The sequence below is a fragment of the Metallibacterium sp. genome (assembly GCF_054637675.1).
The window spans coordinates 1-21240 of the sequence record NZ_JBTSRB010000050.1 but is presented as its reverse complement, the minus strand read 5'-3'; the positions used below and the strand labels follow the sequence as shown (position 1 = coordinate 21240).

23 protein-coding genes are annotated in these 21240 nt (G+C 66.1%); 13 read left to right on the top strand and 10 right to left on the bottom strand.

From position 1 onward, the window contains the following. Together ltrA and ACYDAT_RS12995 are read right to left on the bottom strand one after the other, a co-directional pair. The coding region (gene ltrA / locus ACYDAT_RS13000; RefSeq protein WP_461450620.1) for a group II intron reverse transcriptase/maturase at positions 1-1288 on the bottom strand (1288 nt) is incomplete at its 3' end. Positions 1289-1934: 646 nt separating this feature from the next. Continuing rightward, positions 1935-2792, bottom strand: a complete 858-nt coding sequence (locus tag ACYDAT_RS12995) for a PA4780 family RIO1-like protein kinase (RefSeq protein ID WP_461450618.1) — start codon at positions 2790-2792, stop codon at positions 1935-1937. A 272-nt stretch (positions 2793-3064) separates the two neighbouring features. Here ACYDAT_RS12995 and ACYDAT_RS12990 point away from each other — a divergent pair, with 272 nt between their 5' ends. Further along, complete coding sequence (locus tag ACYDAT_RS12990; RefSeq protein ID WP_461438526.1) at positions 3065-5326, top strand: TonB-dependent receptor; 2262 nt, start codon at positions 3065-3067, stop codon at positions 5324-5326. A 338-nt stretch (positions 5327-5664) separates the two neighbouring features. On the opposite strand, the gene nadS is transcribed toward ACYDAT_RS12990, so the two are convergent. From nadS to ACYDAT_RS12965, 5 genes are all read right to left on the bottom strand, one after another. Beyond that, positions 5665-5949, bottom strand: a complete 285-nt coding sequence (gene nadS, locus ACYDAT_RS12985; protein ID WP_461450616.1) for a NadS family protein — start codon at positions 5947-5949, stop codon at positions 5665-5667. Continuing rightward, complete coding sequence (locus ACYDAT_RS12980) at positions 5946-6269, bottom strand: type II toxin-antitoxin system RelE/ParE family toxin (protein WP_461438528.1); 324 nt, start codon at positions 6267-6269, stop codon at positions 5946-5948. The genes nadS and ACYDAT_RS12980 overlap by 4 nt, the downstream gene beginning before the upstream one ends. 14 nt (positions 6270-6283) lie before the next feature. Then, entirely contained in the window at positions 6284-6478 is a 195-nt protein-coding gene (locus tag ACYDAT_RS12975; RefSeq protein ID WP_461450614.1) for a helix-turn-helix domain-containing protein, read from the bottom strand. Between the two features lie 189 nt (positions 6479-6667). Continuing rightward, positions 6668-6829, bottom strand: coding sequence for an oxidoreductase-like domain-containing protein (locus ACYDAT_RS12970; protein WP_461450612.1), 162 nt, complete (start codon positions 6827-6829; stop codon positions 6668-6670). A 10-nt stretch (positions 6830-6839) separates the two neighbouring features. After that, entirely contained in the window at positions 6840-8246 is a 1407-nt protein-coding gene (locus ACYDAT_RS12965) for an amidase (RefSeq protein ID WP_461450610.1), read from the bottom strand. 321 nt (positions 8247-8567) lie between these two features. Here ACYDAT_RS12965 and ACYDAT_RS12960 point away from each other — a divergent pair, with 321 nt between their 5' ends. Both ACYDAT_RS12960 and ACYDAT_RS12955 read left to right on the top strand, forming a co-directional pair. Next, positions 8568-8867, top strand: a complete 300-nt coding sequence (locus tag ACYDAT_RS12960; RefSeq protein WP_297899085.1) for a hypothetical protein — start codon at positions 8568-8570, stop codon at positions 8865-8867. Between the two features lie 4 nt (positions 8868-8871). Further along, complete coding sequence (locus tag ACYDAT_RS12955; RefSeq protein ID WP_461438532.1) at positions 8872-9354, top strand: hypothetical protein; 483 nt, start codon at positions 8872-8874, stop codon at positions 9352-9354. Here the strand turns inward: ACYDAT_RS12955 and ACYDAT_RS12950 are convergent. Further along, the gene (locus ACYDAT_RS12950) at positions 9347-10015 is read right to left on the bottom strand and encodes a class I SAM-dependent methyltransferase (RefSeq protein ID WP_461450608.1); all 669 of its coding nucleotides are present in this window, start codon (positions 10013-10015) and stop codon (positions 9347-9349) included. The genes ACYDAT_RS12955 and ACYDAT_RS12950 overlap by 8 nt on opposite strands. A gap of 257 nt (positions 10016-10272) precedes the next feature. Between ACYDAT_RS12950 and ACYDAT_RS12945 the strand changes: the two genes are divergently transcribed. The 9 genes from ACYDAT_RS12945 to ACYDAT_RS12905 all read left to right on the top strand — a co-directional run bounded on the left by ACYDAT_RS12945 (position 10273) and on the right by ACYDAT_RS12905 (position 19898). Beyond that, a complete protein-coding gene (locus ACYDAT_RS12945; RefSeq protein ID WP_461438534.1) occupies positions 10273-11223 on the top strand; it encodes a respiratory chain complex I subunit 1 family protein in 951 nt (316 codons plus the stop codon). Next, entirely contained in the window at positions 11220-11894 is a 675-nt protein-coding gene (locus ACYDAT_RS12940; protein ID WP_297924996.1) for a hypothetical protein, read from the top strand. The genes ACYDAT_RS12945 and ACYDAT_RS12940 overlap by 4 nt, the downstream gene beginning before the upstream one ends. After that, entirely contained in the window at positions 11891-13348 is a 1458-nt protein-coding gene (locus ACYDAT_RS12935; RefSeq protein ID WP_461450606.1) for a proton-conducting transporter transmembrane domain-containing protein, read from the top strand. The genes ACYDAT_RS12940 and ACYDAT_RS12935 overlap by 4 nt, the downstream gene beginning before the upstream one ends. Next, on the top strand, positions 13345-14904 hold the full coding sequence (locus ACYDAT_RS12930; RefSeq protein ID WP_461450604.1) for a hydrogenase large subunit: 1560 nt from the start codon (positions 13345-13347) through the stop codon (positions 14902-14904). The genes ACYDAT_RS12935 and ACYDAT_RS12930 overlap by 4 nt, the downstream gene beginning before the upstream one ends. A 2-nt stretch (positions 14905-14906) precedes the next feature. Continuing rightward, the gene (locus ACYDAT_RS12925) at positions 14907-15608 is read left to right on the top strand and encodes an NADH-quinone oxidoreductase subunit B family protein (protein WP_461450602.1); all 702 of its coding nucleotides are present in this window, start codon (positions 14907-14909) and stop codon (positions 15606-15608) included. Continuing rightward, positions 15605-17725 (top strand): proton-conducting transporter transmembrane domain-containing protein, encoded by a 2121-nt coding sequence (locus tag ACYDAT_RS12920; RefSeq protein WP_461442193.1) that lies wholly within the window; start codon positions 15605-15607, stop codon positions 17723-17725. Before ACYDAT_RS12925 ends, ACYDAT_RS12920 begins: the two co-directional genes overlap by 4 nt. Positions 17726-17934: 209 nt before the next feature. Next, positions 17935-18972 (top strand): site-specific integrase, encoded by a 1038-nt coding sequence (locus tag ACYDAT_RS12915; protein ID WP_461450600.1) that lies wholly within the window; start codon positions 17935-17937, stop codon positions 18970-18972. 210 nt (positions 18973-19182) lie between these two features. Further along, positions 19183-19551, top strand: coding sequence for a toxin-antitoxin system TumE family protein (locus tag ACYDAT_RS12910; RefSeq protein ID WP_461450598.1), 369 nt, complete (start codon positions 19183-19185; stop codon positions 19549-19551). Further along, positions 19548-19898, top strand: a complete 351-nt coding sequence (locus ACYDAT_RS12905; protein ID WP_461450596.1) for an HVO_A0114 family putative DNA-binding protein — start codon at positions 19548-19550, stop codon at positions 19896-19898. The genes ACYDAT_RS12910 and ACYDAT_RS12905 overlap by 4 nt, the downstream gene beginning before the upstream one ends. Here ACYDAT_RS12905 and ACYDAT_RS12900 read toward each other — a convergent pair. After that, on the bottom strand, positions 19886-20074 hold the full coding sequence (locus tag ACYDAT_RS12900) for a DUF2513 domain-containing protein (protein ID WP_461450594.1): 189 nt from the start codon (positions 20072-20074) through the stop codon (positions 19886-19888). The genes ACYDAT_RS12905 and ACYDAT_RS12900 overlap by 13 nt on opposite strands. A 64-nt stretch (positions 20075-20138) precedes the next feature. Here ACYDAT_RS12900 and ACYDAT_RS12895 point away from each other — a divergent pair, with 64 nt between their 5' ends. Further along, positions 20139-20534, top strand: a complete 396-nt coding sequence (locus tag ACYDAT_RS12895; protein WP_461450592.1) for a hypothetical protein — start codon at positions 20139-20141, stop codon at positions 20532-20534. A gap of 469 nt (positions 20535-21003) precedes the next feature. On the opposite strand, the gene ACYDAT_RS12890 is transcribed toward ACYDAT_RS12895, so the two are convergent. Then, positions 21004-21174, bottom strand: coding sequence for a hypothetical protein (locus ACYDAT_RS12890; RefSeq protein WP_461450622.1), 171 nt, complete (start codon positions 21172-21174; stop codon positions 21004-21006). Positions 21175-21240 lie beyond the last annotated feature (66 nt).

The following is a 21240-nucleotide window of genomic DNA, read 5'->3' as shown; positions in this document are numbered from 1 at the left end:
GCACCGCATGATAGGCAAAGTAGCCCCGAACGACTTGCTGCAGCCAGTGCCCCTGCTCCGGAATGCTCTGGTGCATGCGCTTGCGCAGTTCCGCCTTGACGCGCGCGAGCGTCACCCGCATGCGATCGGCCCGTGTCTTCCGATGGATCAGGAAGCCACCTTTGCGTGATCGACCGCAGATGAGAGTGAAGCCCAGGAACGTGAAGGTTTCCGGTTTCTTATCGCCACGCTGCTTGCGTCGAGCCGCCGCATGACGGCCAAACTCGATCAGCTTGGTTTTCTCCGGATGGAGTGCGAGCGAGAACGCTGCGAGCCTATCGCGCACCTCCTGCAAATAGCGTTGCGCATCGGCTTCATGCTCGAACCCCAGGACCGCGTCATCCGCAAAGCGGACGACCACCATATCTCCGGTGGCATGGCGCGCACGCCACTGTTGCGTCCAAAGGTCCAGCACATAGTGCAAGTAAACGTTGGCCAGCAGTGGCGAGATCGTTGCCCCCTGTGGGGTTCCTCCCTCGTCCACCGTCAAGACTCCGCCTTCCAGCACGCCGGCGTTCAGCCACTTGCGTATCAGTCGCAAAACTCGCTGGTCGGCAATCCGGTGCTCCATAAAACGGAGTAGCCAATCATGTCCGACCGTCCCAAAGAAGTTTTGGACGTCCAGATCCAAAACATAATTCACCCTCCTGCGCTCGATCCCTACAATCAGCGCGTCCAGCGCGTCATGCTGGCTGCGTCCGGGTCGAAACCCGTACGAGAATCCGAGGAAGTCTTCCTCATAGATCGACTGCAGTACCGCCACCACCGCACGTTGCACGATTTTGTCCTCCAACGCGGCGATGCCAAGCGGCCGTAGCCGCCCATCCGCTTTGGGGATATACGTGCGTCGGCTCGGCTGCGCCCGGTAGGTCCCTCGATGAACCCGGTCATGCAGGTCCTGAAGGTGCGCTTCCAGGTTCGCTTCGTAGCTTCCCCATGTCACCCCGTCTACGCCGGGTGCCGCCTTGCGCTTGATCGCGTAAAACGACAGCCGCAGCAAATCGATCGTGACGTGGTGTAGCAACGCGGTGAATCGCTCCTTCTTCTTGGCTCTTGCCGTTTGACGTACGCGGGCCAGCGCCTGGGACACGTTCATCCGGCTCTGCGTCCGGTCCGTGCTTTGCTGGTCCACGTTTCCCTCGGTCCCTGTCCTTCGCTCCATCGACTCCGCAGCCCCAGTGACGGCAGCCTTGTTCGTCGGCTTCATCGCTACTTCGACAGGGTCAGACTTCTGGGTTCCGTGCATCATCGGCTACGACTCCTCGTCTTCCCGATGCGGACCGGCGTGCTCTCCTCCGGCCAGAACCCAGATCTCCCGGTTCCCGTACAAGGTGCGTCTGCACATGCCAGGGTCTTCGGCCTCGCCAGGTCGGTCGGGAGCTTGCCATGACGCTCCCGCTCGTATTGCCTTCCACCCTGCGAAAAGTGTCGGCACCTGGGACCACAATCTTTCGAGACTCAATGGCTGGCCTATGCAATCCCCTGTCAACGCTTCGCCACAGCCCTCGCGGGCTGCCACGCATGACTCGGGGCTACGGTAGTTGGCTAAACTTTCCATACGGTGGACTTTCACCACTTACACCTTGCCGGTTTTACCGGCGCACTCGCAGGGCGTGAGATGACCAACGGAAGTCCCCAAAGGACGACGCACGGATGGCCGCCAGACGTCCGCCTCGCTGGCCGCGATCGCCGGCATGGCTGCACGGCCTCGCTGCGCGAACGCTCCGCACGACTCAAGCCGGCGGGGTCGTCATCGTCCTGATTCCTCCGACGCGGCGCCGCACGCGTCACGATCCACCCGCCACGCGCGGCCTCGCTGGCGCGGCGCGGCAGGGTTGGATGCGCGCTCCAGCGTCATCCGCGCGCCATCCGCGGAATGCGTCGTGGGCCGTGTTTCAATCGTCGCTGTTGGCCGCCTCGCGACCCTGCTGGCGGATGATCGCCTCCTGCCGCGCGTCATTGATCGCCGCCATGACATCATCGACATCGGCGGCGTGCGTGTCGGCCGCGAACACGCCGCTGAGCTCGCTGTCGGGGCGCAGCGCGCCCTGCTCGAACAGCGCCCACATTTCCTCGCCGTAGTACGTATTCAACAGCTCGGGCGCGAATTGTCCGAGCGTGTTGGCGAGGTTGCCGACATCGCGCAGCAGCATGGCGCGCGCGGCGTTGTTGCCAGCGGCGCTGACTACCTGCGGCAAGTCGATGATCACCGGGCCTTCGGCCGCGACCAGCACGTTGTATTCCGACAGGTCGCCGTGGATCAGGCCGATACACAGCATGCGTACGACCTGGTGCACCAGGAACCGGTGAAAGGCTCGCGCCTGCGCCGGCTGCAGATCCACCTCGCCCAGTCGCGGCGCCGAGCGGCCTTCGGCGTCGGTGACCAGTTCCATCACTAGCACGCCATTGAAAAAGCCATACGGCCGCGGCACGCGCACGCCGGCCGCGGCAAGTCGATACAGCGCATCGACCTCGGTGTTTTTCCAGTCGGTTTCCTGCTGCTTGCGACCGAAACGGGTGGCCTTCCCGATCGCGCGCGCCTCGCGGCTGCCGCGCACCTTGCGCCCTTCCTGATACTGCACGCGCGCTTGGAAACTGCGTTGCGCCATGTCCTTGTAGACCTTGGCGCAGCGCACCGAGTCACCGCTGCGCACCACGTACACCGACGCTTCCTTGCCGCTTTTCAGTGGCCGGATCACCGCGTCGATGATGCCGTCGTCAATCAGCGCCTGCAGGCCTTGGGGAGTCTTCATGGGTTCCATTGCGCACGACACCGACTGCTGCGCGGCGCCGCTTGGGTGATGGGGATTGATCGCGCGCGCGAACCGCGCATACCAGGCAAACGCGGCAGTTTACCTGTGCCGAGACCGTACGTTGCGCCTGAGCCTGCCGGCGCTGCGCCGGCATGAAGCCGCAATCCGGAGCGCGGCACATTGCCGCAGGCCTGGTCATGCTGCGGCGCATTAACACTTCACCATATTCTAATATTACGCTGCGCCTCCGTTCACCATCCAAGAGGAATCCGATGCGCCATCGATACCTTGCCGCCGCCATCGCCCTGGCCCTCGTCGGCACCCTGCATGCCGCGCACGCTGCCGCGGCGCCACGGCAGGATGCGCGCGACAGCCGTACCACGGCCGCGAACACCGCGCGAAATGACAAGGCCATGCCCACCTCCGTCACCAATCTGGAAACCGTCAAGGTCACCGCGCGCCGTTACGAGGAAACCCTGCAGGACGTGCCCATCGCCGTGACCGCGCTCACCGCGCGCGCGCTGACCGACAACAACGTGCAGAATCTCGCCGACCTGCAGGGCCTGGTGCCGAATCTGCAGATCGGCCCGACCCAGGGCACCACCTCGACGCTGACCGTGTACCTGCGCGGCATCGGCCAGAACAACCCGCTGTGGGGCTTCGATCCGGAAGTGGGCTTGTACCTCGATGGCGTCTACATCGCGCGTCCGCAGGGCGCGCTGCTGGATGTGTTCGATGTCGATCGCATCGAGGTGCTGCGCGGCCCGCAAGGCACGCTGTACGGCAAGAACACGGTCGGCGGCGCGATCAATTTCATCTCCAAGCCGCTGCCCACGCATGAAACCGGATCGGTCACCGCCACCCTCGGCATGCATGCCACCAGGGACCTCAAGGTCGACTACGGCAACGCCAGCAAGGATGGCGTGTGGCGCTTTCGCGTCGCCGCCGCCACCTTGCATCACGGTGGTTATGGTCACGATCTGCTGACCGGCAGCCCCAACAGCAATCAGGATGTGAATGCGGCGCGCGTGAGCCTGGGCTATTTTCCCAGCAGCGCGTTCAATGCGCAGGTCGAGCTGGACGGCGTTGCGGACCACTCCAATCCGGCCGGCGGGCAGCGTCTGGCGATCATTCCCTTCGATCCCGCGCACACCCCGCAGCTATCCAACCCCTGGAACACGCAGAGCGACCAGCCGCCGGTGAACCTGAGCAACAGCGGCGGTGGCGCGCTGACGCTGCGCTGGATGCCCACGGACAACTGGGAATTCAAATCCATCACCGCGTATCGCAGCTCCAATACCAACATGAACATCGATGTCGACACCTTGCCGGTGTCGATCGCCGACAACAACCTCGTCTACCACAGTCACCAGTTCAGCCAGGAACTGCAGGCGCTGTATGACAACGGCAGCGATCTGCACGGCGTGATGGGCGTGTACTACTTCAACGGCTACGCCGGGGGCGTCAACAAGTACGCGCTGCTGGCGCTGCCCCCATACACCCAGCTCGGCTACGCGATGTACGTGGGCAGCGGCGGCAGCGTGGACACGCACAGCCTGGCCGCCTATGCCGACTACACCTGGAGCTTCGCGCCGCGCTGGAGCCTGGAAGCCGGCGCGCGTTACACGCACGACAGCAAGACCGCGATCATCCAGAACTACACCTATCCCAACGCCACCTTCACCACGCCCAATGGCGTGCAGGCCAATTTCGAGGGCAGCACCGCGGCCAACAATCTGTCGCCCAAGCTGACCCTGGGCTGGAAGGCCAGCGCCGCGGTGAATCTGTACGCCACCGCCAGCACCGGCTTCCACTCCGGCGGCTACAACATCCAGGCCAACTGCACCGCCATTCCGCAGTCGTGCCGGCCGATCCGCAACGAAACCCTGCTCAACTACGAGCTGGGCGCGAAGATGAGTTTCTTCGGCGGCCGCCTGATGCTCAACAGCGCGCTGTTCCACGCGCTGTATCACAACATCCAGCTCTCGGTGTACACCTCGTACGTGCAGCCCAACGGCCAGCGCGGCTTCTTCGGCGACTTCACCAATGCCGGCAAGGCCACCATCGACGGCATGGAGAACGAGTTCGCCTGGCGGATGGGCGATCGCTGGACGCTGAGCGGCAACCTGTCGTATCTGCATCCGCGCTACACGCAATACATCAGCGGCGGCGTGAACATCGCCGCGACCAGCAAGTTCACCTACGCGCCGAAGTGGAACGGCGGCCTGACGCTGTGGAAGCACTTCCCGCTGGCCCACGGCGGCGACGTGGCCGCGCGCTTGAATGTCACCTACCAGACACTGGCTTATTTCGATCAGAACCTCAGCCCGGTCCTCGCGCAGGGTGCCTACGGCCTGGTCAACGCCGGGGTGATCTGGCGCACCGGCGGCGCGTGGACGTACAGCCTCGAGGGCAGCAACCTCGCCGACAAGCACTACCGCACCTCCGGCTTCAACATCGTCGCGCTGGGCATGATCACCGGCTACTACGGCCCGCCGCGCATGATCACGGCCAGCGCGCGCTACAAGTTCTGAGCCGGAAGTCGCACCCCACAGACGACGTGTGGCGCCTTCCTTGCCTGTGTCGCTGTGCGACACGAGGGATCGTGCGGTAGCACTTGATGAGGACCGGCTTTCCTTCTCCCGTCGGGGTGAATCAGCGCGCCTATGATCTGCCGCAGGCAGTCTAAGTTACCGATAAATTTCAGATGGCATGTTCGTAGCGACCCCTTCAAGGAGACATTTTCGGGGGCGTGCTCAAAATCCTGTGAATTTCTGTGGCGATTGCGGGGCACTCGCCCACCAAAACGATCAAAGAACGGCATGCCCACTGCGTGGACCAGGATCGACGGCACATCCTCAGGAAGGAGCCGCTACGACAACGCCTCCAATACGGCCTTGGGGTTCTTGTCGACCACCGTGAGCAGAACCTGCGCGGGTCCGGTCGGTTCGCGCCGGCCTTGTTCCCAGTTGCGCAAGGTGCCGGTCTCGACATGGATCAATTTGGCGAACTTCGCCTGGGACAGGCCGGTCTTGGCACGGATGCGACGGACATCGGTGCCGGCGACGTGAAACTCGCGCCCGGGCGCCCGCTCACCACGCATGATCTCGTCCATCTGCTGGACGCTTGCCATCAAATCGTCGAAGAACGTGGTCATGGGATTCGCCTCCAAAGCTCGATCACCGTGCGCAGTGCTTTGCGCTGTTCGGCGGTCAGGTCGTCTTGTTCGTTCTTGGGATAGATCATCAGCATCGCGATCTGCGAGGCGCTGACGAAGTGGTAATAGATGACACGTGCGCCGCCGCGCGTTCCGTGCCCTTTGGCCTGGACGCGGATCTTGCGCAACCCTCCCGTGCCTTCGATGAGATCCCCAGCGTCGGGCTCACGCGTCAGGCGGCGCTGGAGCACGGCATAGGTCGCATCGTCCAGCATGGTCAGGACGCGTCGCGTGAAGGCGGGGGTCTCAATGAAGATCACTCAAAGATGCTACGTCAGCGGCGTAGATACGTCAATGGCGCAGTCTTCAAGGGGCGATGCGAATTCAGCGAGGCTGAAGCGCTGCCGACGACACGCGACGATGCAGCGCGACTGTAGGCAAAGCGCGCGCATCCGAACGTGCGCGACAGGACCTGCTCCTGCTCGAGCGTCGGATAGAACCGGAATCGGTAGGCGCGCTTGACATCCATGTCGTACATGCAACGTCGTGTGAAACACACCGGCAGCCGCCATGGGCTGCTGCTCCTTTCCTCCCCACCCTGAACGGCAGGGTTTCTCGGAGCAACTGATGAGCAAGAACAATCGTTCACGCGTGCGCAAATTCCCAACCCCGCTGACCCTCAAGCGTAGCGCCATAACATGAAGCCAATCAATCCGGATCAAACGCCCGCCGCGAGCTGCTGCTGGTAGCGCTGCAGCGCCTGCTCGTGCAGATCGAAGATGCACAAGGTACAACCGCCGCCACAGCAGTCGCCGGGCTCCGGCGCCGACGGCGGCTGCGGGCGCGGGGCGCGTGATTGGGGGGATTCTTCGCCAAACATCGCGCCGCGCTCAGAATCGCGGATCGATCGGCGTGGGCATGGCCGCGGCGCGCTCGATGCACTCGGCCGCGTCCAGGCACAAGTCCTCGCGGTAGCGCGCGCCGATCAGTTGCACGCCTTGCGGCAAACCCTGCGCCACGCCCACCGGAATGGCCACCGCGGGCAGCCCGAGCAGGTTGACGCCGACGCTCAGCGCCATCGCCTGCATCAGCGCGCGCACCGCCGCGACGCCGGATACATCGAAGCCCACCGCGAACGGCGGCTGCGTGCTCACCGGCGCCAACAGCAGCGGATAGTCCAGATGAAACAAGTCCCAGGCGCGCGCGATCTGATTGCGCCGCGCCAGCGCGCCGATGTAGCCATCCAGCGTGGACGCCGGCACCAGTTGCATGAAGTCGGTGACGAAGCGCTGCGTGTCCGCCGAGGTCAGCGCAGTCACCGTGGGCAACAGCGTGCTGCGCACATCGGCGGCGATGATCTGCATGTAGGTTTCCAGCATGTCCCGCACCTGCGGCGGCGCGGTTTCCTCAACGACATACCCCTCCTGCTGCAGCCAGTGCGCGGCCTTGCGCACGCCCTCGGCCACCTGCGCGTGCACGCCCCACGCGCCCGGATCGACGCACATCGCCACCTTGATCGGCGCGCGCAGCGTAGGGCCGACCAGCGCTGCCGGCACCCACCACGGATCGCGCGCATCGGCGGCGCTCATCGCCTCCAGCGTCAGACGCAAATCGCGCACCTGGCGAGCCATGGGGCCGTGCACCGAGAACATTTGAAAACTGAGTGGCGGCTCCACGGGCGTTGGCGGCGCGGCGCGCGCGACGCGCCCCAGCGTCGGACGCAGCGCGGCCACCCCGCAGCACAGCGCCGGATAACGCAGCGAGCCGCCGAAATCATTGCCCAGCCCCAGTGGTGTCATGCCGGTGGCCAGCGCGATGGCATCGCCACCGCTGGAACCACCCGGCGTGACGTGCGCGTCCCATGGATTGAGGCTGGCGCCATGCAGCGAACTGTCGGTGTGCCAGCGAAAGCCGAAGTCGGGCATGTTGCCGCGCGCCAGCGCGATCGCGCCGGCCGCCTTGAGCTGCGCGACATGCGGCGCATCGCACGCGGGCACGGCCTCGCGCAGCGCCGGCACGCCCGCAGTCGTGGCCGATCCGGCCAGATCGATATTGATCTTCAGCGTGAATGGCACGCCATGCAGCGGCCCCGGCGCGACGCCACGCGCCAGCGTGTGATCGGCCTGCGCGGCAGCACGTAGCGCCGCATCGCGCAGCACCTCGGGCAGCGCGTTGACGCGCGGGTTGACCGCGTCGATGCGCTGCAAGTGCGCCTGCACCACCTCGGTGCTGGATACCTTGCGCGCGCGGATCGCCTCCGCCAGATCGCTCAGTGATCCACGCCACAATTCATTCACCACCGCACCGCTCCGCCGCATCCATGGATAGAGCCTGCGAGTGTGCCGCAGACCGCCGCGCGCGGCGACCGGGAACACGCCGCGCGCTGATATCGGCAACCGGCCATGGTGCACCCGCACATGAAATCGTTCCGCCTGCGGCATAGCATCGCAGGCGGAAGTCAAGGCCCGCGCTCGACGGCCGCCAGATAGCGGGATGAAATCAGTCAATGCGCCCGCCAGCAAAGCCGCGACCCCGGTGGCGCGGCATCGATCGGTGTCGTTGCCCGCCAGCGTGGCGTGATGTCCACATCCGCAAACCATTCAACAGGGGAAATGATCATGAGTTTTGAGCCCAGCACGTTCATCAGCCTAGCCGCGATCGTGGTCATGCTCGTCTGCCTGGCGCAGGTTCTGCGCCTCGGCAAATCGGTGCCGGGCGGCATCGTCGGGCGCACCTGGAAACAGCTCACCGGACTGGTGGTGTTATTCACCATCGGCTATCTGCTGACGCCCTTTTTCCCGCTGCTGCCGCAGGCAATCGTCAATCCGCTGGTGTCGCTGATTTTTCTGTTCGGCGCGGTGTACGTACTGATCACGGTGCGCCTGATCCACCGCGTCATCAGCGAACTGGCTGGCTGATCCGATGCAGCCGGAGCTGATTCTCGGCAAGACCGCCGCCGGCGTCGCGGAGCTCGAGAAACGCGCGCTGGGTCTGGGCATGGCCATGCGGCGCCTGCTGATCATGGTCGACGGTCACCGCAGCGTGGCCGATCTGATGCACGCCAACGCCACGTCCATGGACGTGGTGGCCACGCTCGATCAATTGCTTGCCCTGGGTCTGATCTCGGCGCCGGCGGGAACGCGCGCCGCGAGCATGCAGAGCGACGATGTGCAGAATGCCGGCAGCCCGCGCCAGGCGCTGATGCACATGGCCGAAACCCTGCTCGGCGCGGGCGCCGGCGCGGTGGTCAACAAACTACGCAGCGCGACCGACGAGCGCGCCGAGCTGCAGCCCGCGGTGGATGCTTGCGCGCGCCTGATCCGCCTGACCATTGACGAGAACAAGGCCGCGGATTTCCGGCGCCAGGCCGAGGTGATTCTCGCGGGCAACACCACGCTCAAATAGGCGCACGCCGCGCCACGATCAGCCAACTGTTGAACGGCGTGTGCCCCCACAAGGGCTGTCGCGTGACGCGCAGCCCCAGTGCGTCAAGGTTTTCGCTCAGCGCATCGCCGTCAGGAATATGGCGAGCCGCGGTGCGCATCCAGCCGCTCGCGGCCAACAGCAGCTCCTCGGCCTGGGTGATGCGGTAGCGCCACGAGGCATCGCGCAGCACGCTGCGTATCAACAGCAGATCGCCCGCGCCAAGACGTTGCGCGCAGGCCGCAAGCAGCGCTTGCTGCGGCGCGCGCGCCAGGTAATGCAGCGCATCCAGCAGCACCACGTGCCCACTGAATGCGGGCAGCGCCTGCAAGTCACCGGCGCGCAGATCCAGTGCCGGGCGCAGTGTCGCCGCGGCGGCGCGCCCGGCACGCAGCTTGCGTGCGTCATTGTCGATGCCGAGGTATTCGCTGCGATGACCGCATTCGCGCAGCCATTGGCCGAGCAGGCCCATGCCGCAGCCCAGATCCAGCACCGGCCGCGCGGCGCCGGCCTCGCTCAGCAAGGTGGCAATGGTCGCGAACGCGGGATCGCTGCGCAGCTTGCCGCGCACGTAACCCTGTTGCCAGCGCCCGGCGAAGCGCGCGGCGATGCGCGGCGCACGATCATGCGACTCGGCGATCATGCGCGGCGCGCGCCACGCGCAAATGGCCAACGCGGCGCAGCGTGTCGCGGCAAGGCAACCCCGGCAATGTCGCGTTGCGCTGCTTGGGCATGATCGGCCCAGCGTGTGGATGCGTCATGGCACATGGCATGACAGAATAGCGGCACCGAACAAGGCGATGGGACTCGCCTCATAGCGCCACCCGGCGATGATGGTCCCTGCTCCAGATTGGCTTGAAGCCGCGACACGTCGGCTTGTGACCACACCGGGACGCGACCATGTTCGAGCATGTCGTCATCAACATCATGCAGTTGGCCTATGTGCTGCTGCTGGCGCCGCTGGCCAAGGGCGTGCTCAATCGCATGAAGGAACGCCTGCAGGGCAAGGCCGGGCCGAGCATTTTCCAGTCCTATTACGACTTGCGCAAGCTGTTCGCCAAGGACGAGATCGTCTCGGATCAGAGCAGCTGGATTTTCCGCGCCGCGCCCTACGTCGCCTTCGTCGCGCCGCTGCTGGTGACGCTGCTGATTCCGGTGCTCACCGACTACCCGCTGTTCATGGCCTTCATGGCCGATATGGTCGGCGCGGGTTTCATCCTCGCGCTGTCCGGGCTGTTCACCGCGCTGGCCGCGGTGGATACCGCCAACCCCTATGGCGCGATGGGCGCCAGCCGCACGCGCATGGTGGGGTTTCTGGTCGAGCCGGTGTTCATGATGATTTTCTTCGCGGTGAGCTTCACCGCGAACTCGACCATTCCCTACATCGTGCAGCAGCAGTGGGTGAGCACGCCGGCGGCGTTTTTCGAGCCGGCGCATCTGCTGCTGGTGGTGGCGATGCTGATGATCATCCTCGCCGAGACCGGCAAGATTCCGGTGGACAACCCCAGCGGCGACTTCGAGCTGGCGATGATCGACGAGGCCAAGAATCTCGAATACTCCGGCCGCGGCGCGGCGCTGATGCACTGGGCGGGGGCGATGAAGCTGGTGGTGCTGCTCACGGTGCTGCTCAACGTGCTGCTGGCGCCTTGGGGCCTGGCCAGCAAGGTGTCGATCGGCGCGGTGCTGCTGGCGGTGCCGCTGATCGCGCTGAAGATGCTGATCGCGCTGGCGGTGCTGGCGGTGATCGAGGTCAGCTTCGCCAAGCTGCGCCTGTTCCGCATCCCCGAGTTTCTCGGCGCGGCGTTCGCGGTGGCCGCCATCGCCATGATCGCGCGCGTGTTCCTGCCATGACCGCATCGGTGCTGCTCAGCCTCAACACCCTGGTGGCGGTGCTGTTCCTGCTCACCGCCTTCATGATGATCAGCGCGCGGCAGGCGCAGGCGGTGCTGTATCTGTACGTCGGGCAAGGCCTGCTGCTGGCCGCGTCCACCATGCTGCTGGCGGCGCATTTCGCCTCGCCCGAGCTGGTCATCGTCGCGGCCATCACCCTGCTGGCCAAGCCCATCGCCATTCCGTTGCTGATCAACCGCCTGCTCAGCCCGGCGCTGCGGCGGCGGCGCGAGCTGTCCTCGGTACTGGGCATTCCGGTGGCCTTGATCATCGCCCTGCTGCTGGCGGTGGTGGCTTACGCCGTGGCGCGTCCGCTGGTGGCGGGACAAGACCCGGCCGCCGCGACCAATCTGTCGATCGGGCTGGTGGTGACGCTGCTCGGCGTGTTCTTGCTGGCGATCCGGCGCGAGGCCCTGCCGCAGTTGTTCGCGCTGATGACCATCGACAATGGCGTGTTCTTCGCCGGCATCGCCATCACCACATCCTCGGCGCTGGTGGAGTTCGCCGCCGCGCTGGAAGGTGTGATGGTGGTGATGATCGTGGCGTTGCTGGCGCGCACCATCGCCCTCACCCTGGGCAGCACCGACACCGGCGAGATGACCGCGCTGCGCGAACGGGAACGCAAGCCGTGAGCCTGGTCTGGCTGATGCCCATCCCCGCTTTGCTGGCCGCGCTATGGTCGCGCTGGCTGCCGGGCGCGCGCTGGGTCACCGTGCTCGCGGCGCTGCTCGGCTTCGCGCTGGCGCTGGTCGGCGCGCACAACATCCTGCACGGGCAGAATCTGCCGACGCTGCAAAGCTGGATCGGACTGGATGCGCTGGGCGCCGTGTTCGCCCTGCTCACCGCTTTTCTCGGCGTCACCGCCAGCCTGTATTCCGGCCCGTACATCGCGCATCACCTCGCGCATGTCACCGACCCGCGCGCCGGGCTGCGCCGCTACTACGTCTACTTCAATCTGTTCCTGGCCTCGCTGCTGGCGGTGCCGCTGATGCAGCAGCCGGCGCTGGCCTGGGTGACGGTGGAGCTGACCACGTTGTTCTCGATCTTCCTGGTCGGCTTCGACGGCAGCAAGCCGGCGCTGGAAGCGGCGTGGAAATACGCCGTGATCACCATCATGGGCGCCACCGTCGCGGCGCTGGGATTTTTTCTGCTGCTGTGGGGCCTGCAGCGCGCCGGCGGTGGCCCGCAGACCTTCGCCGCGCTGCTGCAGGCCAGCCCGCTGATGAACCCGCTGCTGCGCAAGGTGGCGTTCGCGCTGATCCTGTTCGGCTTCGGCAGCAAGATCGGTCTGGTGCCGATCCACACCTGGTTGCCCGACGCGCACTCGCAGGCGCCGACGCCAGTGTGCGCGCTGCTCTCGGGCATCGAGGTGAGTCTGATCTTGTACGTGGTCATGCGCTTGTTGCCGGTGTTCATCGACATTCCCGGCCTGCACCTGGAGCACTGGCTGAGCGTGATCGGGCTGGTGTCGGTGGGCGTGGCCGCGTTCCTGCTGCTGCAGGTGCACGACTACAAGCGCCTGTTCGCCTACTCCACCGTGGAGCACATGGGCATCCTGATGACGGCGTTGGGCCTGGGCAAGATCGCCGCGTATCCGGTGATGCTGCAGGTGCTCACCCACGCGCTGACCAAGTCGCTGGCGTTTTATGCCGCCGGCATCGTGCTGGTGATCACCGGCACGCGCGAGATTTCCGCGGTGCGCGGCCTGCTGCGCAAACGTCCGTGGACCGCGGCACTGCTGCTGGCCGCGGCGCTGGCCATCGCCGGCGCGCCACCGTTCGCGGTGTTCAGCAGCGAATTCGCCATCCTGCGCGCTGCCGCCGCGGGCGGTGACTACGCCAGCCTGGTGTTGCTGGCGATCTTCATCATCATCGCCTTCACCGGCATCATGCTGCAGGGCAACCGCATGGTGTTCGGCGAACCTTCGCCGGCGGTCGCCAGCGCCGTGCATGGCCCGCGTGGCTTGCAATGGGTGGCGGTGCTGGCGCTGCTTCCGGTGCTGGTGCTGGGGCTGTGGATGCCGGCGCCACTGTCGCAACTGCTGCACGCGGCGGCGCGGCAACTGACTGGAGGCCTGGCGCCATGAACACGCTGGCTGAACTGCTGCACGCACTCGAATGCGACGCCGCGCTGCCCGCCGCGATCGAACCCGGCGCGGTGCTGTCCCTGCCGCTGCCGGCCGCGCGCCTGCCGCATGCCGCGCATGTGCTGGCGCGATCGCAGGCGCAACTGGCGGGCATTGTCTGCGAGCAACGCAACGGCCGTTTCGCATTGCGTTATCCGTTCTGGCTGCCGCGAGGCCTGCCGTGGCTGGAGCTGGTCATCGACGTGGCGCCGGGCGGCACCGTGCCCAGCATCAGCCCGCGCCTGTTCGCCGCCGACTGGCACGAGCGCGAGATCGAGGATTTGTTCGGCCTGATCTTTTCCAACCACCCCTTCCTCGGCAACTTCGTGCTGCACGATGAAGTGTGGCCCGAGCAGGCTTTCCCGATGCGCCATGACTTCGTCGCCACGGATGCCGACGGCGCGCCCTCGCCCTACCAGCCGCAGCAAATGCTGCAGGCCGAGGGCGCGTTCCTGATGCCGGTGGGTCCGGTGTATGGCGGCGTCAGCGAGGCCGGGCAGTTTCTGCTCGACACCCTGGGCGAGGAAATCACCCACTGCCAGACGCGGCTGTTCTACAAATATCGCGGCATCGAGAAACGCGCCGAGGGCATGGTCGCCGCCGATGCGCTGTTGCTGGTGGAGCGCATGAACGGCACCAACGCCTTCGCCCACGCGCTGGCCGCGGCGCAGGCCATCGAGCGCGCTGGCGACTGCAGCGTGCCGGCGCGCGCGCAGACGTTGCGCAGCTTCTGGGCGGAGCTGGAGCGCCTGCGCAGTCACGCCGCCACCATCGCCGGGTTGTGCAAATCCACCGCGCTGGCGGTGCCCACCAGCCTCGCCTATCAGCGCGTGGAAGAACTGCTGCGCCTGAGCGGGCGCCACGCCGGTCATCGCTATCTGTTCGGGCTGATCGCAGCGGGCGGCCTGGCGTTCGATCTGGACGATGCCGCGGCGCGCGAACTGGCGGCGCAAGCGCGGGCCGTGGCGCGGCGTCTGGCCGATCTGGCCGAGGAATTGCTGTTCGACAACAGCTTCATCGACCGCCTCGAAGAAGTCGGCGTGATCGACGCCAAGGTGGCGCGACGCTACGGCTTGGTCGGTCCGGTGGGACGCGCCGCCGGCCATGTCAGCGACCTGCGCCGCGAGCAGCCCTACGCCGCCTACGCCGAATGCACGCCGCGCGTGGCGCAGGCCGCGGAAGGCGACAACCTGGCGCGGCTGCGCGTGTTTCTGGACGAAGCCGCCGAGTCAGCGCGCTTGCTGTCGCTGCTGGCGAAGCGACTGCCCGCCGGCGCCGTGCGCGGCATATGCGCCACACGCGCCGGCGCCGGGCTGGGCTGGTCCGAAGCCCCGGCTGGCGCCAGCGCCTGCTTCGCGCGGCTTGATGCCGACGGGCGTATCGCGCGCCTGCGTCTGATGCCGCCGGCCTTCGCCAACTGGCACGCCTATCACCTGGCGGCCGAGCATTTCGCGTTTCAGGATTTCCCCATCACCCTGGCCAGTTTTGGCTTGTCGATGGCCGAACAGGACCGCTGACCATGAGACTCTGGGCGTTGCGCGGACTGCGCACACAACGCGACCTCACCGGCTTCCCGCGCACGCTTGAACTCGCGCCGGGCATGACACCGGGGCGTCCCGTCGACGGCCCGGCCGCGGCGGCGGGTGTCTGCCCCACCGGCGCGCTGCGCGCCGAGGGCGCCGCAACCGTGGTCGCGCTCGACCATTGCGTGCACTGCCAGCGCTGCCGCCACGGCGAGCAGCCCATGCGCTGGCGCGAGGACATCGCCTGGAGCCACGGCGCGGGCGCGCCGCTGCCGCGCGCATTCGCGCATTCCATCCACGTGCGCGTGCTCGATGCCGGCGATTGCGGCGCCTGTCTGGCCGAGTTGCAGCAACTGCCGGCGCCGCAGTACAGCCTGCATCGACTGGGCATTTTCATCACCGCCAGCCCGCGCGAGGCCGATGTGCTGCTGGTGGTCGGGCCGGTGACGCGCGCCATGCGTCAGCCGCTGCTCGACACCTACGCCGCGATGCCGGGGCCGAAGCGCGTGGTGACGGTCGGCGCCTGCGCCGCCAGCGGCGGCGTGTTCGGCCCGAGCTTCGCCTGCGCGGGCGGCGTGGCCGATGTGCTGCCGGTGGATCGCGTCGTGCCTGGCTGTCCGCCGCCGCCGCTGGCCGTGCTCGAATCACTGTTGGCGGTGATGGGGCGCAGCCTGCCGCGCGCGGAGGACGCACCATGATCGCGTTTCTGCTGTTTCTCGCGTTGTGCGTCGGCGGCGGCGTCATCACGCTGCTGGTGCGCGACCGTCACGCCGCCATGGTCGCCACGGTGTTCGGCATGCTCGCCGGGCTGGCGTTGCTGGTCGCCGCCGCGCAGGCGCTAGGAGGCGATGTCTGGCTGCTGCCGCTGTGGCAATTGCCGGCGCTGGGGCGGCTCACCCTGGGCGCCGACCGCCTATCCGGCTGGTTCCTGCTGATCACCGCGCTGGTGGCGGTGCCGGTGTTCCTGTTCAGTGCGCGCTATCTCAGGCATTACGCCGCGCATTACCGCACCGCGGGCGCCGCCAGCATCCAGTTGTTCCTGCTCGCCAGCATCGGCCTGACCCTGACCACGCGCGACGTGTTCGGCTTTTTGTTCACCTGGGAAATCATGTCGGCGCTGTGCTACCTGGCGGTGAATTTCGAGCACCTGCACGACGCCACGCCGAAAGCTGGGCTGATCATGCTGGTGGCCAGCGAGGCCGGCGCGCTGCTGCAACTGCTGGCGCTGCTGCTGCTGGCCGCGCACGCCGGCAGCACCCAGTTCGACGCCATCGCCGCCAGCGCTGCGAGCATCGGACCGGGCGTCGCCTGGGCGGTGTTCGCGCTGAGCTTTTTCGGTTTCGGCGTGAAAGCCGGCCTGTTTCCGAGCATGGGCTGGCTGCCGCGCGCGCACCCGGTGGCGCCGGCCCCGGCCTCGGCGCTGCTGTCGGGCGTGATCGTCAATCTGGGTATCTACGGCATCGTGCGCGTCAACGCCGATTTGCTGCCAGTGGCGATGCCCGCGGCCGGGGTCATCGTGCTGCTGGCAGGCGCATTCGGCGCCATCATCGGCATTCTCTACGCCACCATCGAAACCGAGTTCAAGCGCCTGCTGGCGCACAGCACCATCGAAAACATGGGACTGGTGGCGATGGGCATCGGCGCCGCGCTCATTTTCCGCGCGCTGAATCAGCCGGTGTTTGCCGCCATGGCGCTGATCGCCGCGCTGCTGCATCTGCTCAATCATGCCATCGCCAAGAGCCTGCTGTTTCTCTCCGCCGGCGCGGTGGATACCGCCACCGGCACGCGCGATCTGAATGCTTTGGGCGGACTGATCCGCAAGCTGCCGTGGCTGGCCGGCGCCTGTCTCGCCGGCTGCATGATGCTGGCGGCGCTGCCACCGACCGGCGGCTTCGCCAGCGAATGGCTGCTGATCCAGAGCCTGCTGCGCAGCGCCGAGTTGGCGTCGGTTCCGGTGCGCCTGGCGTTTGTCGTCGCCGGCGCGCTGATGGCGCTGACCGCGGGTCTCGCGCTGTCGGCCTTCACCCGGCTGTTCGCCATGGCCTTCCTGGGCATGCCGCGTTCGCCCGCGGCGCAAAACCCCACGCCGCTGCCGGCCAGCATGCGCTGGGCCTTGGCGCTGCTGGCCGCGGGCTGCATCGCGCTGGGCCTGCTGCCCACGTATCTGGTGGCCGGCTTGGGCACGGTGGTGGGCACGCTCGGTTTGCACGGCGGCGGGGGCGCGCTGGTACCCCCGTTTTATGCGCCGGGCAGCGCACTGCCCGGCGATTTCGTCAGCAGCTTCCACGCCCTCGGCGCGCAACTCGGCAGCAGCTTCCTGCCGCCGCCCGGCCTGGTGCTGATGCATCGCGGCGGCACTGCCAACCCAGTGGTGTTCGCTGCCGCGCCGGCGTATCTCGATCTCGCCCTGGTGCTGGGTCTGCTGCTGTTGTGGCTGGTGGTGCGCGCGTTCACCCACGCCCGGAAACTCGCGCGTCAGCGCGCCTGGGACGGCGGCCTGCCCGAACTCAAGCCGCAGCTCACCTACACCGCCACCGGCTTCGGCAACCCGGCGCGAGTGATTTTCTCCGCCGTGGTCGCGCCGAATGCCGCCCACGTCGAGGAAGAAACAGTGGCGCGCCACTTCCGCGCTGCCATCGTGCGCACCGAGCGCCAGCCCTACGCGCTCGACCGCTGGGTGTTCGGCCCGCTGCATGGCGGCGCGCGCCACATCGCCAATGCTTTCGCCGCCATGCACCACGGCAAGCTCAACGGCTATGTGGCGTATGCGCTCGCCGCGCTGTTGCTGGCACTGGGGGTGAGCTTCTGGATTTGAACCGCACGCGACCCATGCAGTCATCCCGCAATGAAAAAGACCACCCGTCGAGGTGGCTTGATGCGTTGCAATGACTGGTGGGCGGTACAGGGTTCGAACCTGTGACCCCTGCCGTGAAGGCTAAATATAGACCCTACATTTGCCTTGTATTTACTAGCTTCCACGATACTTGTACGACATGCGTGTCCCCCTCGTGTCCACGGCGCCGCATGTCCACGTCGATTTCCAGACTTCCAAGCGGCAAGTTCTATGTGCGCGTCCGCGCCGGCCGCCAGTACGTCACTGGCGCGACGTTCGCAACACGCGCCGTCGCGCTCGAATGGGCACGCCAGCAGGACGAAGCACTCGACCGGCGGGGCGCGGGGTTGGTGCGGGCCCAGCACGTCGAGGAATCAGTCGGAGAGCTAGTCGATGCGTATCTCGCCGAACACGTCGCGCGCCTAAAATCTGTTGACTCGACCGCCTACAGGGTGGCCGGGCTGCGTACCGCATTCGGTGACCTGCACTACAACGCTCTAACGCCGGATGCGGTCGCGGCCTGGATCGCGCGCCGGTTGCAGCAGGTAACTGGCGAGACAGTGCGCCGTGAGGTCAACGTGCTGTCGTCTTTTTTGTCGTGGTGCGTCCGCGTGCGACGACTGCCGCCGCTGCCCGAAAATCCGCTGACCGTTCCGCGCCCGCCACCTGGCAGGGCCCGTGATCGCCGCCTGGTCGGCGACGAGCTCAAACGCCTGCTCGAGGCCCTCGGGGACCGCGCTGGGACCGTCAAGGGCGCCAGGCGCACCGGCGCCTACCGTGTCGGCACGCGCAATCCCTGGATGCGTCCGCTGGTGCAATTGGCGATCGAGACGGCCATGCGCCAGGGGGAACCGCTGGCGTTGCGCTGGGAGAACGTGGACCTGACGGCACAGACGGCGCACCTCGATGACACGAAGAACGGCGAGGCCCGCACGGTGCCACTGCCGAGCCGTGCCGTGGCCGTCCTGGAGGCGTTGCCGCGCACCGACGATCCGCGCGTGTTTCCGATCACCAGCCAGGCGGTGAAGCTCGCCTGGAAGCGCGCCTGCAAGCGCGCGGGCATCGAGGAGTTGCACTTCCACGATCTCCGGCACGAGGCGGCCTCACGCATAGCGGAGAGGCTGCCCAACCTGATCGAGCTGGCAGCGGTGACCGGCCACAAGGATCTGCGGATGCTCACGCGGTACTACCATCCGCGGGCAGCGGATCTGGCGAAGAAGCTCGGTTAGACCCAGCCCTTATCCTTGAGGAGGCGCAGGTCATCGCGCCCGCAGCACCGCCGGTCGAAGAACCGCGAACCCATCGCCAGGCGCTGCGCCCCGAAAAGGGATTCGTCCCTGCGGGCCATCACACCGAACCGTTCGAAGCGTGCGTCAGGAGCGCGCGGTGAGAACAGGGCGTGAGACTCAGAATAGCATTACATATCAACTGGTGATAATATGGTTGCAGCGCGCGATAAGAGTCTGGACAACCTGTTGTTGCTGCATGGCGAGATCTATGAGCAAGGCGAGGGTTTCTGGGTCAAGATCGAGGCATGGGAGGTGGCGGTGGACGAGCACATTCCGCATGGCATCCGCTACGCGCTCACGTTGCATGATCGGCACGGCACGCGTTTGCTTGGTTACGACAACGCGCATGCCGTGAAATCGCCGAAGCGCAAGAAGTTTGCCGGGCGGCGACTGGCTTACGACCACAAACATCGGCACGCGCGGGACAAGGGCGTGCCCTACGAGTTCACCAGCGCCGACCAGTTGCTCAAGGATTTCTTTGGTGAGGTCGACCGCGTGTTGAAGGAGGCAAAGGCATGAAGAAGATCGTCATTGGTATCGCCACGCAGGAGGCCATCCGTGCTCGCGCGCTCGCCATCGCGCGCGGGGAGCGCAGGCCGGCGTCCGGCGAGCCGAAAATCTGGTTCACCTCCATGCGCTCGCTGGCCGAAGTGTTGTCCGACGACAACCGCGCCTTGCTGAACCTGATCCGCGAGCAGAAGCCTGAGTCGCTGAACCACTTGGCCGAGCTGAGCGGACGCGCGCCCAGCAACCTGTCGCGCACCTTGAAGACGATGGAGCACTACGGGTTGGTCGAGCTGCGTCGGCAGGCACGGCAGGTGCAGCCGGTGGCCAAGGCCAGCGAGTTCCTGATTCAAGCCGCTTGAGATAAGGACGCCCGCCCCGTGCAACCTTGCGCCAAGCCGGCCTCGATGATCAGGCGCATGTGATAAGCGACTTCGTCGCGCGGGTAGCTGTCTATTTGCGCCTGGTCGGTCAACGGCTGGCTGGTCTGCTCGATGGCGAGCATGAGCTTCCGGAACAATTCTGGATCCCTGCGCATCGAACGCCTCCTTCATAGCCTTGGCCGGTAGTATTCGCGCCACAGGTTCACCCTAGGAGTCGCGATGCAGAACATTCTCCGTCGGTTCGCCGCAGCGATCCAAGAAAAGTTTGCGTCTCTCCTCACGGGCGAGCCGGAGGACCAACTGCGAAGCCCGTTCGAGCAGCTCCTCGCAGACTGCGGCGGCCAGCTTGGGCAGCCGGTGCTGGCGATCGGCGAAACCCTGCTGCTCGACGGCGGCGGCAAGCCTGACTTCGGCGTCAGCGTCGGCGGCCTGCTGTGCGGTCACGTCGAGCTGAAGGCTCCCGGCAAGGGCGCCAACCCGGCGACGTTCAAGGGCCACGACAAGCGTCAATGGCAGCGCTTCCAGAACCTACCCAAACACACCCTTGACCGTCGCCTGCGGGCGGAAGCCGGAGAACCAATAGGCGTCGAGCAGACGTCGGGGACGCTTCGTTGAAGTAGCCATCGCTAAAGCGTGCCAGATTTCAGCTCAACGCTGAAGCCCGCAATGCCTTGCTCTGCTTGGGCTACGCCGCGATCAGACCCATGGAATCACCCACACGTTTCCACGAAGAGCCGCTAATCGGTGGCTGACGCACAAGGCTGATATGACTTTCGCCGTCAAGAGTGCAGGGGGTTGGGTGTAGTTACATGAGTGTTTCGGAGAATTCCCTGGAGGCGACGCAGCCAGTACGACCGACGGTGGCTCAAGCTGATATGCGCGGGTTGGATACCGCAGTACTGGGATCCGTCATGCGGGCCTGCCTCGATCTAATCACGCGAATCAGCGGTGCTAATCACGCGAATCAGCGGTGCTGCGTGCTGTCGCCTAGCCTCGTCGAGGATTGCCCGCCACACCGGGCTGCGTCGTCTGCAGGGAACTCGTGCTGCCTCCGGAAGTGAAGGAAGAAGGGGTGGTGGTGTGGTCAGGCGGCCACAGGCAGGGGTGTCATGCGCGCGATATCCCAGATGAAGCCGGCCAGTTCGCGCGCCACGGCGACGATGGTGACGTTGGGATGTTTACCGTGCAGGGTGAGGCGGCGTGAAGCTGTCCCCTGAAACCGGAGATCAAGAAGCCGGGTTTGTGGTGGACGCATGGTCTGCGGTTTTCAGTCTCCTTGCATAGTCGTTGGGTGACAAGTAGCCAAGCGCGGAATGCAGAC

Bases quoted from the DNA above. Each gene is read 5' to 3' on its own strand.
- ACYDAT_RS12910 (WP_461450598.1), top strand. From the start codon at position 19,183: ATGGTTGCAGCGCGCGATAAGAGTCTGGACAACCTGTTGTTGCTGCAT.
- ACYDAT_RS12960 (WP_297899085.1), top strand. From the start codon at position 8,568: ATGAGTTTTGAGCCCAGCACGTTCATCAGCCTAGCCGCGATCGTGGTC.
- ACYDAT_RS12940 (WP_297924996.1), top strand. From the start codon at position 11,220: ATGACCGCATCGGTGCTGCTCAGCCTCAACACCCTGGTGGCGGTGCTG.
- ACYDAT_RS12970 (WP_461450612.1), bottom strand. From the start codon at position 6,829: ATGTTTGGCGAAGAATCCCCCCAATCACGCGCCCCGCGCCCGCAGCCG.
- ACYDAT_RS12990 (WP_461438526.1), top strand. From the start codon at position 3,065: ATGCGCCATCGATACCTTGCCGCCGCCATCGCCCTGGCCCTCGTCGGC.
- ACYDAT_RS12955 (WP_461438532.1), top strand. From the start codon at position 8,872: ATGCAGCCGGAGCTGATTCTCGGCAAGACCGCCGCCGGCGTCGCGGAG.
- ACYDAT_RS12905 (WP_461450596.1), top strand. From the start codon at position 19,548: ATGAAGAAGATCGTCATTGGTATCGCCACGCAGGAGGCCATCCGTGCT.
- ACYDAT_RS12925 (WP_461450602.1), top strand. From the start codon at position 14,907: ATGAGACTCTGGGCGTTGCGCGGACTGCGCACACAACGCGACCTCACC.
- ACYDAT_RS12975 (WP_461450614.1), bottom strand. From the start codon at position 6,478: ATGGATGTCAAGCGCGCCTACCGATTCCGGTTCTATCCGACGCTCGAG.
- ACYDAT_RS12895 (WP_461450592.1), top strand. From the start codon at position 20,139: ATGCAGAACATTCTCCGTCGGTTCGCCGCAGCGATCCAAGAAAAGTTT.
- ACYDAT_RS12920 (WP_461442193.1), top strand. From the start codon at position 15,605: ATGATCGCGTTTCTGCTGTTTCTCGCGTTGTGCGTCGGCGGCGGCGTC.
- ACYDAT_RS12900 (WP_461450594.1), bottom strand. From the start codon at position 20,074: ATGCGCAGGGATCCAGAATTGTTCCGGAAGCTCATGCTCGCCATCGAG.
- ACYDAT_RS12915 (WP_461450600.1), top strand. From the start codon at position 17,935: ATGTCCACGTCGATTTCCAGACTTCCAAGCGGCAAGTTCTATGTGCGC.
- ACYDAT_RS12995 (WP_461450618.1), bottom strand. From the start codon at position 2,792: ATGAAGACTCCCCAAGGCCTGCAGGCGCTGATTGACGACGGCATCATC.
- ACYDAT_RS12950 (WP_461450608.1), bottom strand. From the start codon at position 10,015: ATGATCGCCGAGTCGCATGATCGTGCGCCGCGCATCGCCGCGCGCTTC.
- ACYDAT_RS12890 (WP_461450622.1), bottom strand. From the start codon at position 21,174: ATGCGTCCACCACAAACCCGGCTTCTTGATCTCCGGTTTCAGGGGACA.
- ACYDAT_RS12945 (WP_461438534.1), top strand. From the start codon at position 10,273: ATGTTCGAGCATGTCGTCATCAACATCATGCAGTTGGCCTATGTGCTG.
- nadS (WP_461450616.1), bottom strand. From the start codon at position 5,949: ATGACCACGTTCTTCGACGATTTGATGGCAAGCGTCCAGCAGATGGAC.
- ACYDAT_RS12930 (WP_461450604.1), top strand. From the start codon at position 13,345: ATGAACACGCTGGCTGAACTGCTGCACGCACTCGAATGCGACGCCGCG.